10 protein-coding genes are annotated in these 14,136 nt (G+C 46.1%); 8 read left to right on the top strand and 2 right to left on the bottom strand.

Going from position 1 to position 14,136, the window contains the following annotated elements:
- The first annotated feature begins 65 nt into the window (after positions 1–65).
- From rpmI to FEF09_RS11965, 3 genes are all read left to right on the top strand, one after another.
- On the top strand, positions 66–263 hold the full coding sequence (gene rpmI, locus FEF09_RS11975; RefSeq protein ID WP_012791390.1) for a 50S ribosomal protein L35: 198 nt from the start codon (positions 66–68) through the stop codon (positions 261–263).
- 55 nt (positions 264–318) lie between these two features.
- The gene (rplT, locus tag FEF09_RS11970) at positions 319–663 is read left to right on the top strand and encodes a 50S ribosomal protein L20 (RefSeq protein WP_012791389.1); all 345 of its coding nucleotides are present in this window, start codon (positions 319–321) and stop codon (positions 661–663) included.
- Between the two features lie 321 nt (positions 664–984).
- Positions 985–2,904 carry a carbohydrate-binding protein gene (locus tag FEF09_RS11965; RefSeq protein WP_146305329.1) on the top strand — a complete coding sequence of 640 codons (1,920 nt, stop codon included), beginning with the start codon at positions 985–987 and terminating at the stop codon, positions 2,902–2,904.
- A 285-nt stretch (positions 2,905–3,189) separates the two neighbouring features.
- On the opposite strand, the gene serA is transcribed toward FEF09_RS11965, so the two are convergent.
- The gene (gene serA, locus FEF09_RS11960; RefSeq protein WP_146305328.1) at positions 3,190–4,428 is read right to left on the bottom strand and encodes a phosphoglycerate dehydrogenase; all 1,239 of its coding nucleotides are present in this window, start codon (positions 4,426–4,428) and stop codon (positions 3,190–3,192) included.
- Between the two features lie 303 nt (positions 4,429–4,731).
- Between serA and FEF09_RS11955 the strand changes: the two genes are divergently transcribed.
- Complete coding sequence (locus FEF09_RS11955; protein WP_146305327.1) at positions 4,732–5,919, top strand: serine hydrolase domain-containing protein; 1,188 nt, start codon at positions 4,732–4,734, stop codon at positions 5,917–5,919.
- Here the strand turns inward: FEF09_RS11955 and FEF09_RS11950 are convergent, their stop codons facing one another.
- Entirely contained in the window at positions 5,920–6,900 is a 981-nt protein-coding gene (locus FEF09_RS11950) for a cation diffusion facilitator family transporter (RefSeq protein ID WP_146305326.1), read from the bottom strand. It abuts the gene before it with no gap.
- Between the two features lie 155 nt (positions 6,901–7,055).
- Here FEF09_RS11950 and FEF09_RS11945 point away from each other — a divergent pair, with 155 nt between their 5' ends.
- From FEF09_RS11945 to FEF09_RS11930, 4 genes are read left to right on the top strand one after another with little or no spacing between them, the layout of a single operon-like run.
- Positions 7,056–10,463, top strand: a complete 3,408-nt coding sequence (locus FEF09_RS11945; protein ID WP_146305325.1) for a SusC/RagA family TonB-linked outer membrane protein — start codon at positions 7,056–7,058, stop codon at positions 10,461–10,463.
- A 15-nt stretch (positions 10,464–10,478) separates the two neighbouring features.
- Entirely contained in the window at positions 10,479–11,936 is a 1,458-nt protein-coding gene (locus tag FEF09_RS11940) for a RagB/SusD family nutrient uptake outer membrane protein (protein WP_315898153.1), read from the top strand.
- A gap of 20 nt (positions 11,937–11,956) precedes the next feature.
- Complete coding sequence (locus FEF09_RS11935) at positions 11,957–12,805, top strand: putative zinc-binding metallopeptidase (RefSeq protein ID WP_146305324.1); 849 nt, start codon at positions 11,957–11,959, stop codon at positions 12,803–12,805.
- A gap of 10 nt (positions 12,806–12,815) precedes the next feature.
- Positions 12,816–14,126, top strand: coding sequence for a DUF4302 domain-containing protein (locus FEF09_RS11930; RefSeq protein ID WP_186774306.1), 1,311 nt, complete (start codon positions 12,816–12,818; stop codon positions 14,124–14,126).
- Positions 14,127–14,136: the final 10 nt, after the last annotated feature.

Raw genomic sequence — 14,136 nt, 5'->3', positions numbered from 1 at the left:
ATTTTATAACACGTGCTTGTTGTATGAAATATTTACCTACCTTTGCAGACCAAATTTGATGTAAGATGCCCAAAGTAAAGACTCATTCCCGGGCGAAGAAGACCTTCAAGGTGACCGGGAGCGGACAGATTAAGAGGTATAATGCCTTCAAAAGTCACTTGCTGACTAAGAAGTCTAACAAGAGAAAACGCCACCTGAGAGGTAGCACCCTTGTAGATTCGGCTAACCTGAACCTGGTAAAAAGAATGCTTGCTCTCAGATAATGAGAAGTGGTGTTGTTGAGTAATTAATTATTAAACCTGATCAAAAAAGCACTATATGCCTCGTTCAGTAAATGCTGTTGCTTCCAGGGCCCGCAGGAAGAAAATATTAAAGCAGGCCAAAGGCTTCTACGGTAAACGTAAAAATGTTTATACCGTAGCGAAAAACGTATTGGAGAAAGGTCTTACGTATAGCTACGTAGGTCGCAAACTCAAGAAAAGAAATTACCGTCAGCTGTGGATCGCTCGTATCAACGCTGCAGTTCGCGCTGAAGGAATCACTTATTCTGAGTTTATCCATAAATTGTCAGTTAAAAATATCGGCCTGAACAGGAAGGTATTAGCTGATCTGGCAATGAATGAACCAGAAACTTTCAAAAATCTGGTTGCTTCCGTTAAGTAATCTCGCGAAGCTTCGAAGCATAAAATACTTGATAGCCGGTGTTAAATAAACACCGGCTGTTTTGTTTTTGGACAAATCTGATCCACCCCTGCATTGGAGATAAAGTCCTGCGTTTTATCTTTATAGTTGTCAGCCATTGGCTGATAGTCTATAAGCTCTTTTGATAGTACTCAACTTACGTTAATGCTACGTTTAAAACGTAGCATTAACGTAAGTTGAGTACTATCAAAAGGGTTTTTATCGTTTTCCCCCCTTTTTTAGCTATCTTGGATGCGATAGGTAACCTATACCACCCTCTTAATAACTGTTAAATTGTCCCAGATGACAATCCACGTTCTCCGTTACAAACGGATAATGCAGACCCTTGCATTATTCCTTTTGCTGCTGACCGCAGCTTTCCATTCACAGGCTCAGACGCCCCGCTTTAAAGTCATTGCTTTCTACAATGGCACATGGGACGCTGCACACATCAGCTTTGTACAGGAAGCCAACCGCTGGTTTCCCACCATCGCCGCGCAGTACAATTTCTCCTATGAAGCGACCAACAACTGGAACAACCTGAATGCAACCTTTCTGTCGCAGTACCAGGTAGTCCTCTTCCTCGATGATCTGCCTTCCGGCGCCGCTCAGCGGGCCGCCTTTCAGCAGTACATGCAAAACGGTGGCGCATGGATGGGCTTCCATGTGTGCGCTTTCACCACCAGCGCCTCCGGCTGGAGCTGGTATCACAACACCTTCCTCGGCAGCGGTAACTTCCGCAACAACACCTGGGGACCTACCAGCGCTACGCTCAAAGTGGAAGACCGTACGCACGCCAGTACCCTGCGATTACCGGCAACTTTCACTTCGGCTGTCAGCGAATGGTACAGCTGGACCAATGATCTGCGAACCAACAGCAACATCAGGATTCTTGCATCCGTAGATCCGGTGAGCTTCCCGCTCGGTACCGATCCAAACCAGTCCTGGACAAGCGGTTACTACCCGATCATGTGGACCAACAACAACTTCAAAATGCTGTACGCCAACTTCGGTCACAACGACATGAACTACAGCAACAACACGCCGAAATCATCCACCTTCGCCAGCGAAATCCAGAACAGATTTATTATCGACGGATTACTCTGGCTCGGTGGCGTTACACCGGGAGGCCCCGCTCCTGCCCTTCCAATTCCAGGTACCGTACAGGCAGAAAATTTCACCAGTATGAGCGGTATCCAGACAGAAGCTACCACAGATGCCGGCGGCGGATTAAACGTTGGTTACACCGATGCGGGTGACTGGCTGGATTACAAAGTCAACGTACAGACTGCAGGCACTTACAATGTTCAGTTCAGAGTAGCCAGCGAGACTGCCGGCGGTACTATCGAACTGAGAAAAGATGGCGCAGTATTGTCCACAGCTACTGTGCCGGTTACAGGTGCATGGCAGACATGGACCACCGTCACCACAACTGCCACACTCTCTGCCGGAGAGCAAACATTACGTCTCCATGTCTCTGCAGGTGGCTTCAACCTCAACTGGGTACAGTTTTCCACAACCAGCAACCCCGGTAATAACATTCCGGTCGGCCAGATCATCACGCTCAGAGGTAGCAACAATCTCTATGTAAGTGGTGAAAATGGTACAAAAGCTATGACCTGCGAAAGAACGGCTCCGCAGACGTGGGAACAATTCTCCGTGTGGAATGCCGGTCCGGGCAAAGTAAACCTGCGTAGCATGGGCAAATACGTTTCATCTGAAAATGGTCTGCAAGCCATCACCTGTAATCGTACCACCGCCGCTTCTTATGAAGCTTTCGACTGGATTTCCAATGCCGACGGTACCATCTCCCTGAGAGGTAATAATGGCTTGTATGTTTCTTCGGAAAATGGCGCCGCTGCAATGACCTGTACACGCCCTACAATTGATGGATGGGAGAAATTTAATTTCACTATCGTCGGACCAGCAGCTGCTGCTTCCACACTCGCAGCTTCCAGACCGGAAGAGACACAAAAAGATGTACAATTAAACGTATATCCGAATCCGTTTGGTAATCAGCTGAACTACACTGTACCTGCGGCCTACGCTTCTCACGTAGCAACAATCTTTGATCTCAACGGTCGTCAGGTGTTACGTTCTGTGGTAAAAGGTAAACAATCTGCGTGTTTCCTGAACACCTCCAACCTGCCGCGTGGGTTCTATATTCTGGATATTTCAAGTGGTACTTATCACAAACGTTTTAAAATTCAGAAGGCAGGATAAACCTTAAAAATCAGGAATTACTTCGTCTTAAGTTTTACTAATTTTACTTAACGTATAGTCAATTTAGTTAGTAATAAAGTAAATAATTATTTCCGCTTAAGATGACTGATAGCAGCTGATTTAATTACAAACTTCTTAGTATAATATCAGATTATTTAAATTATCGTATATGCTATTAAATTAGTAATACTTCATCTCACCAGAATTCAATTCCTGATTGCAGCATATGAGATAAAAAAAGGCGATCGCTGTTCAGCGATCGCCTTTTTTTATCTCATATGCTGCTTAGTAAAGCAGTCTTGTTTTAATCGTATGATTCACATCTTTCAGTAATGCAAATGCTTCTTTGGATAACTTGCTATCCACGTCCAGTACCACATAGCCAATCGCGTCATTCGTCTTCAGATACTGACCCAGAATGTTGATCTTATTCTGAGACAATACAGTGTTGATCTCTGACAGCACACCCGGAACGTTCTGATGAATGTGCAGGATACGGTGTGTATGATCTACAGCCGGTACGCTGATAGCCGGAATGGTATGAGAACCAAAGCTCGCACCTTTCTCCAGATAGTTCAGCATTTTTGCACTCACATCCAGACCAATATTATGCTGTGCTTCTTCTGTGCTACCACCGATATGTGGCGTCAGAATTACATTGGATAATTTCTGCAAAGGAGTAGAAAATGCTGCACCATTTTTCTCAGGTTCAACCGGGAACACATCGATCGCTGCACCTGACAGCTGGCCGCTTACCAGCGCATCCTTCAGGTCATCCAGTTCCACTACTTCGCCACGGGCGTAGTTAATGAAAATAGCGCCCTTCTTCGCGTGTTTCAGAGTTTCTTTATTGATCATGTTTGCGGTAGTCTTTGTAGACGGAACGTGCAGGGAAATAATATCCGCCTGCCCGAACAGTGCTTCCAATGAACGTAACTGAACCGCATTACCCAATGGCAGTTTTGTTTCCACATCGTAATAGAATACATTCATACCAAGAGCCTCCGCCAGTACGCTGACCTGACTACCGATATTACCATATCCTACAATACCAAGTGACTTACCACGCAGTTCGTAACTACCCTTTGCTTCCTTCATCCAGATACCTTCATGTGCAGCCGCGTTCTTATCAGGAATACGGCGGATCAGCATGATAGACAACCCTATCACCAGTTCTGCTACAGAACGGGTATTGGAATATGGAGCATTGAATACAGCCACCCCCATCTCACGGGCGCTCTTCAGATCTACCTGATTGGTACCAATACAGAAACAGCCCACCGCCTGTAACTTGGTGGCAGCTTCCAGTACTTTCTTGGTAACCTGTGTCTTCGAACGGATACCCAGCAGATGAACGTCTTTCACTTCACGGATCAGATCTTCCTCACCTAATGCGCCCGACAATCTTTTTACATTGGCATACCCCGCCGATGAAAACTCCGCAGCTGCGGCATCGCTGATATTTTCCAACAATAAAATATTGATCTTCTCCTTCGGATAACTTGTCAACTTTTGCTGATCCATTGATTATATTTTATGCGTTACCAACTGCAATAAACAATTGGCTTAATAATTGTAATATGCCAAAACGAAGGCACAAACCTAAAAGATGTTCAGCAATTATCAAACAGTCTGCCCTCCGAATTTGATTTCGTCAAAATTTAAGTCGAATTTGGCCCTTTTTTAGGCGTTTTTGTCCTTTAAATCTTAAAATACCTTTAAAATCGTGTTTTGGCGACTGTTTTTTTTGCGTAACAATTCATCCGGGGCTAATTTTGGCGCCTTTACAATTAAGTAAGCAGAAACAGAACCGACTCTAACTAGCAGATGAAAGCAGCTTATATCGTATTAACTATTTCTGGCATGGCCTTGTACGCAATTACAGCCTGTCAGAGCAATGCAGCAAATAATAAAGAAGGTAAAAATAAAGCAGATACTCCGAGGACAGAAGTGTTAAGCGAAACAGCCATGGCCGTTCTTAACGCCCCCTCCACCAAAGCACAGCAGGTAGAATTAAACAGTTTCTACAAGGATATGGTTCGCGGTGGCTTTAATGGTTCCATGATTGTCGCTAAAAAAGGTGTTGTCATTTTTGAACAATACCACGGGCTGGAAAACTACCGCAACAAGAACTCCGCTATCAATGATAGCTCCTCTTTCCAGCTGGCCTCCGTTTCCAAGACTTTTACCGCAATGGGCATCCTTTCCCTGATGGAAAAAGGAAAACTCAGCCTGCAGGACTCCGTACAGAAATATTATCCTCAGTTTCCATATAAGGGTATTACCCTGCAGATGCTGCTCTCCCACCGTAGCGGCCTGCCTAACTATCTTTACTTCTGCGACAGCATCTGGCCGGATAAGGATAAATTCCTTTCCAATGACGATGTGATCCAGCTGATGATAAAACATCGTCCGCGTATCCAGCATGCACCGGGCACACATTTCCAGTATTGTAATACGAATTACATGCTGCTGGGTGCAATTATTGAGAAAGTAAGCGGACAAAAGTATGCCGAGTTCATGCAGCAGACCTTTTTCAATCCTCTGGGCATGACCAATACCTTTGTATATGATCCGGCAAGCGCTGTACGCGCCCACCAGACAGCCAGTCATAAATACAACGGACAACTGGAACCTGACACCTACTTCGATGGCGTGTTTGGTGATAAAGGTATCTACAGTACTGCCAGAGACATGCTCAAATGGGATCAGGCACTGTATAACGGTCAGCTGTTCTCTCCGGAAACCATTAAGGCAGCTTATACGCCTTATAGCCACGAAAAACCCGGCATCCGTAATTACGGCCTTGGCTGGAGACTCATGGTTTACCCTGACAGTAGCGAGATCGTTTACCACAATGGCTGGTGGCACGGCAATAACACCGTGTTCAACCGTATCATAAAAGATACTTCCACAATTATCATTCTTGGAAATAAATACAACCGGAATATCTACCGTGCGGTAAAACCGGTAAGTGCCATCTTAGGACATGGTACTGAGGATGGGGAGGAATAATTACTCCCCATGCTTCCTGTTGGGAAGGACATTTTCTCTCTTCCATTCAATCATCCCTGTAAAAGCATCCTGCCGTACAGGACAATTTTCCATCTGACAATAATGACAACAGGACGGAATGCAAGGGTCCGTATGTATAAAAAATTCCACTTCTCCGGAGGAAAACGCATCATTCACCAGTCGTTCGATCGCCTTTAATTCTTCATGCGCGTCACTGAGTTCCAGATAATAGGGTAAAGTCAGATGACAATCAATATGATAGTTGTTACCATATTGCTGCACCCGCATATTATGTACATCTATCCAGCGTGCCGCACGATGCGCAGACAATACCTGTATCACCTTGTCCACTACACGCATATCCGTTTCATCCATCAGACCGGAAATTGACGTCCGCAGCAGCTGATATCCCTGACGTAAAATTAATACGCCCATCAGCGCGGATGCTGCCGGATCTATCCATTGCCAGCCGGTAAAGTGTATGAGCAGCAAAGCGGCAATCAATCCGAGACTGCTGTATACATCCGTCATAATGTGCTGCCCGTTACCGGTGATCGTCATAGAATTCAGTTTCTTTCCTTCCCGCACCAGAAAAAGTCCCAATAACAGATTGGCCACTGTCGTACCGCCTACCAGCCAGACACCCTTATCCAGTTTATTCAGTTCCGTAGGAATAAAGATATATTGCCCTGCCTTGAAAAGAATAAGACAACCGGCAATAAAGATCATCGCCCCCTCAAAACCAATAGAAAAAAACTCCACCTTCCCATGCCCATAAGGATGATTTTCATCTTTCGGTTTCCGGGTAAGATAAATACTATAACAGGCAAAAGCCCCCGCCACTACGTTGATAATCGATTCCAGCGCATCAGAAAGGATGGCTACAGAGTGGGTCAGGAACCATGCAGCAAATTTGGTCCCCGTTAAAACAAAACTGACAATCAGTGATATTAATATAACGCGTAAGTCTCTTCTCTGCAAAACGTGACGGATTGATTCACAAAGAAAAGGAAAATATTGCGTAAGTTAGTAGAGGGGTTCGTAACAGAGCACTGTATGTAGAAACCTTGCAATTATCCTAATATCATATAAATGTTTTCCTTTTAACCCGTTGAAGGGTAACCAAAATCTGTAGTATGTACATTCTAAACCCAAAAGCAAAGTGGCTATGCCTGCTCGTATGCAGTGCATTCGGCCAGCTGCATGTAAATGCTGCCCCCGTCATGACGGAAACCGTTTCGCCCGGTACCTATGGATTATTTCAACAACCTGTTACTGAAACAGCTACCGGTATTGTGAGGATCTATGGTAAGAATGGCCGCCCGGAAGCTATCCCAGGTATTAACGTAATAGAAAAAGGTACCGTTAACGGAACCGTCACAGATGCCGCAGGCGCCTATACGTTAAAAGTAAAAAAAGGAGCTACACTCACCTTCTCCATGGTCGGGTACAAATCCCGCGAAATGAAAGCTTCCTCTACGGAACCTCTCAACGTCATTCTGGATGAAGACGTCAGCGCATTGAAAGAGGTCGTTGTTACCGGTTACCAGACAATTGACCGTAAACTCTTCACGGGTGCCGCCGCCAATGTCAAGGCCTCCGATATCAAACGTGATGGTATCACCGATGTGAGCCGTATGCTGGAAGGTCAGGTAGCCGGCGTCAGCGTACAAAACGTATCCGGTACCTTTGGTGCCGCACCTAAAATACGCGTGCGTGGCGCCACCTCCATCACCGGCGATAACAAACCGCTTTGGGTGGTCGATGGTGTTGTACTGGAAGACGTCATCAATGTCTCCAACGAACAGCTTTCCACCGGTAACCCCGCTACCCTGCTGGGCTCCTCCGTCGCCGGTCTTAACCCGGATGATATCGAAAGCTTTCAGATCCTGAAAGACGCAGCAGCTACCGCTCTCTATGGTGCGCGTGCGATGAATGGTGTGGTGGTCGTAACAACGAAAAAAGGTAAGGTTGGTAAACCTGTTATTTCCTATACCGGCAACTTCTCCACCTATCTGAAACCGACCTATAGCCAGTTCGATATCATGAACTCGGACGATCAGATGGCTTTCTATAACGAACTCTCCCTGAAAGGATGGCTGAACCATTCCGACGCTACCCGCGCTGAAAATGGCGGTGTCTATACCAAGATGTATAATCTGATAGACAAATACAACGCTACCAATGGTACCTTCGGACTATATAACAGTCCCGAAAGCAAACGCCAGTTCCTTGAGCGTTACGCTAAAGCCAATACCAACTGGTTTGATGTATTGTTCCGCAACTCCTTTATGCAGGAACACTCACTCAGCGTATCCTCAGGTACCGATAAATCACAACTCTATGTGTCCACCAGTTTCCTGCAGGATCAGGGCTGGACACTGGCAGATAAAGTAAAACGCTTTACGGGTAACGTAAGGGCCAACTACAACATCAACGACAAGGTATCCTTCGGTTTTATTACGCAGGGAGTGATCCGCGATCAGCGCGTACCGGGTACCCTGAACAGGAACAGTAATGCGGTAAGCGGACAATTCGACCGTGACTTTGATATCAACCCATATAGCTACGCGCTCAATACCAGCCGTGCCCTGACCGCTTATGATGAAAAAGGGGATCTCGAATATTTCACCCGCAACTTCGCTCCTTTCAATATCGTCAATGAAATGAACAACAACTATATCGACCTGACCCAGCTCGATATCAAGTTGCAAGGCGATTTCTCCTATAAGATCCTTAAAAATCTGAAATACACCTTCCTCGGCAATCTCCGCTATGTGAAATCCACACAGGAACACAAGATCAAGGAGAATTCCAATATGCCACAGGCATACCGTGCCGCAGGTGATGCTACCATCCGCTCCCGTAACCGCTTCCTCTATCGCAATCCGGACGATCCTGAAGCTGAACCGGTAGTGGTATTACCTTATGGTGGTATCTATACAACGGAAGATGATTACCTCGTCAGCTATTACTTCCGTAACATGATCGAATGGAATAAAACCTGGAATGATAAGCATATGGTGAATTTCCTCGGATCGCAGGAATTACGTTATGCTAACCGCCAGAACAGACAGTTCGATGGCTATGGATACCAATTCGATAAAGGAGGCGTACCATTCATCGATCCTAATATCATCAAACAAAACATCGAAAATAACTTCAACTATTTCGGCATTACGCAAAACTATGACCGTTATCTGGCATACCTCGCCAATGCTGCCTACTCCTATAAAGGAAAATATAACTTCAATGCCAGCATCCGCTATGACGGATCCAACCTCCTCGGCGAATCCCGCACTGCACGCTGGCTGCCTACCTGGAACGTCAGTGGCTCATGGAACGTGGATACAGAAGACTTTATGCGCAGACAGGAAACGGTGAACCGGCTGACACTCCGCGCCACTTACGGTCTGACAGGTAGTATGGGTAATGCGCGTAACTCCAGTGTCGTATTGCAGAACCGTAGCGCCAAACGTCCTTATCTTTCAGAAATAGAATCTGTAATTTATATCCAGAGTCTGGAAAACTCAGAACTGACCTGGGAGAAACAATACGAAACCAACGTCGGTATCGATGCAGGCCTGTTTCAGGACAGACTGACCTTCACCATCGATGGTTATCTGCGTAAAGGATTTGATCTCATCGGCCCTATCCGTACCTCTGGTATCGGTGGCGAAAGCGTAAAAATTGCCAACTACGGTGATATGAAATCCCATGGTGTGGAAGCTACTGCTGCCTATAAAATTGTCGATAACAAAACATGGGGACTCCGTACACAATTAACAGCCGGCTATAACAAAGGAAAGATCACCAAACTGGAAAACCTTCCTATCATCTGGGATCTTGTAGTTGCGGATGGTGGTGCTACTGTTGGTCACCCGGTACGTGGCTTATACTCCATTCCGTTTGAAGGATTAAATCCAAAAGACGGTACACCTGTATTCACCAATCAGGATGGACAGAAAAGCGGAAACGTATACCTGCAGAGCGACAAGGTAAATAACCTAGTTTACAATGGTCCGGTTGATCCGACTCTGACCGGTGGCTGGTTCAATACCCTTCGTTACAGCAATTTCTCACTTTCTGCTCTGGTGACATACAGCACAGGTAATAAGATCAGGCTGAACCCGGGCTTCAAACAGCAGTACACCGATCTGGATGCCAGTTCAAATGACTTCCTGAATCGCTGGACACTGCCGGGAGATGAAACCCGTACAGACGTACCTTCTGTACTCGACAAACTGGGCAATTCGCTACTGGACGGTGCATATCCCTACAACAATTACAACTATTCCACCGCCCGCGTAGCCAATGGTGATTTTGTCAGACTGAAACAGGTATCCGTTGCATACAATCTTTCTCCTAAGATGATCCGCAGGGCCGGATTTAACAACCTGTCCGTCAGTCTGGTGGCCAATAACGTATGGCTGATCTATTCCGACGACCGTCTTAACGGACAGGATCCCGAATTCTTCAATTCCGGAGGTGTTGCACTGCCGATCCCAAGACAGTTCACCCTTTCCCTGAAAGCAGGTTTATAACGTAAAAACCATGTAATGATGAAAAAGATAACTTACTATATACTTGCTGCAACACTGATCACGGCTGCCGGATGTAAGAAATATCTGGAGCAGTCTCCTGACCAGCGTACACAGCTTAACTCGGTAGAGAAAGTAGCCGAATTGTTAGCCACTGCCTATCCGCAGGCAGACTATGCCACCTTCACAGAAGCCGCCTCCGATAATGCAGCCGACAAAGGTACCGGTGGTTTCCTGACGGAACAGATCAATACCAACCCTTACTTTTTCCGCGATGTGACAGAAAGGGAACAGGGCTCTCCTACCAACTACTGGAATGCCTGCTACCAGTCTATAGCCGCTTGTAATCAGGCGCTGGAGGCAATTGCAAATGCAGACAATCCGGAGGACTACAACGCGCAAAAAGGAGAAGCACTGGTAGCCCGCGCATATAATCACTTTATGCTGGTGACCCTGTTCTCCAAAGTATACAACGCTACAACAGCAGCACAGGACCCTGGCATTCCCTATGTCACTACACCGGAGAAAGTCGTTAATGCGAAGTATGAAAGGAAGACAGTCGCCTATGTATATGAGCAGATCGAAAAAGACCTGCTAACAGGTTTACCGTTGCTGGACAATACCTCCTACAAGGTGCCTAAATACCATTTTAACAAAGCCGCCGCCAATGCCTTTGCGGCCCGCTTTTACCTGTTTAAAAAGGATTACCAGAAAGTAATCACCTATTCAAACAATGTTTTTCCGGGTGGAAACTTCAAAACCAATCTGCGTCCATGGGTGACGGTATATAGTCAGCTGACCGGTACTGAAATGGAGGCCATCTATACCAAAGCATCCGAAACAGCGAATCTGTTACTCGTAGAAACACCTTCCAACTGGGCCCGATCCGTAGCCAGCTATCGCTATGGTTTAAGAACAGATCTGGTGTATGAATTATTCATCTTCAGAAACGTAACCGGCTCCACATGGATACAGCCACTCTATTACAGAGGAAGTACGGAGAACTGGGTAGTCCTGAAATTCCGCGAGCATTTCGTACGCTCCAGCGCGAATGCAGATATCGGGGTGCCTTACACCATCTTTCCGCTTTTCACAGCAGAAGAAGCCCTGTTCAACCGTATCGAGGCGAATATCTATCTGGGCAATAACACCGCTGCCAAAAATGATCTCGACGATTACGCCAGCATGCGTATCGAGAACTATACCAACAACTTCAAGATCACAGACAGCAAGCTGAGAAACTTCTATGGCACCAATGATCTCAAAACAGCACTCATCGGCGCCCTGCTCGATTTCAAACGGGCGGAGTTTATACAGGAAGGTACCCGCTGGTTTGACATCTTACGCTACGACCTTCCAATTACACATACCAGCGTAACGGGGGAATCAGCTACCCTGACCGCTAATGACCCACGCCGTCTCTTCCAGTTACCACAGGAAGTTGTACTGGCCGGCATTCAACAGAACCCCCGTTAATACGGTAAAACTAATTGACTATGAAACAAATGCAGATAAAATTGCTCATGGTATTTATCTTCTTCGGCAGCCTGATGGCCTGTACAAAGGATGATAAAATAGATAGCGTTAACATCCCCGGACTCGGAGGAGAAACCTGGGAAAAAGGACCACTGGATTTCTGGCTGGATTCCGTTTTCACAAAACCATTCAATATCGAAGTCAAATACCGCTTCGAACGTTACGAACTGACACTGGATAAAACGCTGGTACCGGTTATGGAAAATAAGGTGCAACCAGTGATGAGCACTATCCAGAAAACATGGATCGCGCCTTACATCGCAGAAGCCGGCGAGACATTCTTCAAGACCTATTGTCAGAAACAGTTTGTGCTCGTAGGTAGTCCGCAGTTCAATTCAAACAATACTATCACCCTTGGTACAGCGGAAGGTGGTCGTAAAATCGTGCTGTTCTGGCTGAATGATTTTACACTCACTGATAAGCCCTTTGTAAAGGAAATGCTGCATACCATTCACCACGAATTCGCGCATATCCTGCACCAGACCATCATGTACCCTGTAGAATATAAACGCATCTCCACGGGTTATACCGGTAGCTGGAATGACTATACACTGGCAGAAGCGCTTGAAAGAGGATTTATCACACAGTATGCGCGCAGTGCCCCTGATGAAGACTTTGTAGAAATGATCTCCACGATGCTGGTAGAAGGCAAAGACGGTTATGAAGCCATTATCGCAGACGCACCCGATGATGCGCAGGCCAAATTCCGTCAGAAAGAAGAGATCGTAGTACGCTACTTCATGGAGAATTACAATATAGACTTCTACCGCCTCCAGACCCGCGTACAGGATGCAATTGATAACTTGTAAAACAGGAAACATGCTTTATAACAGACTATATATTATATTGCTGGCATTCCTCTTTGCCGCATGCTCGAAGGATAAAACCGAATCGCTCTTTGGAGAGAAACCGGAGGAGCGTTTGGAAGAAGCCATGAAAGAATATAAGGCTACTTTAACAGGAAGTACCCACGGCTGGAAAACGGCGGTTTATCCTGATGCTGGTGGCGGATATGCCTTCTATCTGAAATTTGGAACCAATGACCGCGTAACCATGTACAGCGATGTAACACTGGATGCTGCTTCCACAGGACTGGAAAGCACTTACCGCCTGAAAGCAGTACAGCGGCCGTCTATCCTGTTTGATACCTACTCCTATCTGCACCTGCTTTCCGATCCCGATCCAAATGTCTATGGCGGAGCTACAGGACAGGGTTATGCGATCGACTTTGAATACAGTATTGACGCCGTTTCTGCAGATACGATCAAGCTGACCGGTATCGCGAACAACACCAAAATGGTACTGATAAAAGCCACGCAGGCAGAAGCGGAAGCCTATGCGGCGGGTAATCTGGCTTCGCTGATCGACAATGTAGAAAGCTATATGGCGCAGAACCCATGGTTGTATCTTCAGTTCAGCGATGGCCGGAAACTACAGGTTAGTGTGAATTCCTTTGCCAAAAACTTTACCCTGATCTACATCGACGACGCAGGACAGGTACAACTATTATCAACCGGCTACTATTATACATTGAATGGACTCTATCTGAATACGCCGATTACATATAATGGCAATACATTCCATGAAGTCTTCTGGGATCCGGTGAAAGAAGTTTTCTATGTGACGGTAAATGGTCAACGGGTTGAAGTAAAAGTCTCCCCCACTTCAGTAGTCCCTGCACATAGACTATTAGGTGTTGACTTCTCTTCCCTGATCGTTCCTCCACAGGCATTACCGGGATGGTCAGCAGACTTTACGACTATTTACTCCACCGCTGCGAATGCGATCCGTACCGGTCCATATCGTCTGACCCTGTATTACACTGAGTTTGCCTTTGATGTGACACAGGGAATCATGAATGTAGATGTCTACGTCATTCAGAATAACAACCTGTATCTGGCTGAATATCCTTTCACATACACCAAAACAAACGATGGGGTATTTAAATTTACCGGACAAACCTTTGGTGGTAATGCGGCACTGATTGCTACTGAGATGAAGCCTTTGCTGGATTATATCCGTAATGACAGGTTTACGATGGATTTCCTTGTGGACAGTCAGGAAGGTAAACTGGCCCAGTTAAAAAGTATAGAACACCCCGGGTTCTATTTCTCCGGTTATCCGCAGTAATGATTGCGAC

It is taken from the genome of Chitinophaga pinensis (genome assembly GCF_007896845.1).
In the GTDB taxonomy this organism is placed as follows: domain Bacteria; phylum Bacteroidota; class Bacteroidia; order Chitinophagales; family Chitinophagaceae; genus Chitinophaga; species Chitinophaga pinensis_C.
The sequence above is the reverse complement of the archived record's forward strand: the minus strand, read 5'-3'. Positions and strand labels throughout refer to the sequence as shown.

Coding starts and splice junctions, on each gene's coding strand:
- rpmI (WP_012791390.1), top strand. CDS start 66: ATGCCCAAAGTAAAGACTCATTCCCGGGCGAAGAAGACCTTCAAGGTG.
- rplT (WP_012791389.1), top strand. CDS start 319: ATGCCTCGTTCAGTAAATGCTGTTGCTTCCAGGGCCCGCAGGAAGAAA.
- FEF09_RS11965 (WP_146305329.1), top strand. CDS start 985: ATGACAATCCACGTTCTCCGTTACAAACGGATAATGCAGACCCTTGCA.
- serA (WP_146305328.1), bottom strand. CDS start 4,428: ATGGATCAGCAAAAGTTGACAAGTTATCCGAAGGAGAAGATCAATATT.
- FEF09_RS11955 (WP_146305327.1), top strand. CDS start 4,732: ATGAAAGCAGCTTATATCGTATTAACTATTTCTGGCATGGCCTTGTAC.
- FEF09_RS11945 (WP_146305325.1), top strand. CDS start 7,056: ATGTACATTCTAAACCCAAAAGCAAAGTGGCTATGCCTGCTCGTATGC.
- FEF09_RS11940 (WP_315898153.1), top strand. CDS start 10,479: ATGATGAAAAAGATAACTTACTATATACTTGCTGCAACACTGATCACG.
- FEF09_RS11935 (WP_146305324.1), top strand. CDS start 11,957: ATGAAACAAATGCAGATAAAATTGCTCATGGTATTTATCTTCTTCGGC.
- FEF09_RS11930 (WP_186774306.1), top strand. CDS start 12,816: ATGCTTTATAACAGACTATATATTATATTGCTGGCATTCCTCTTTGCC.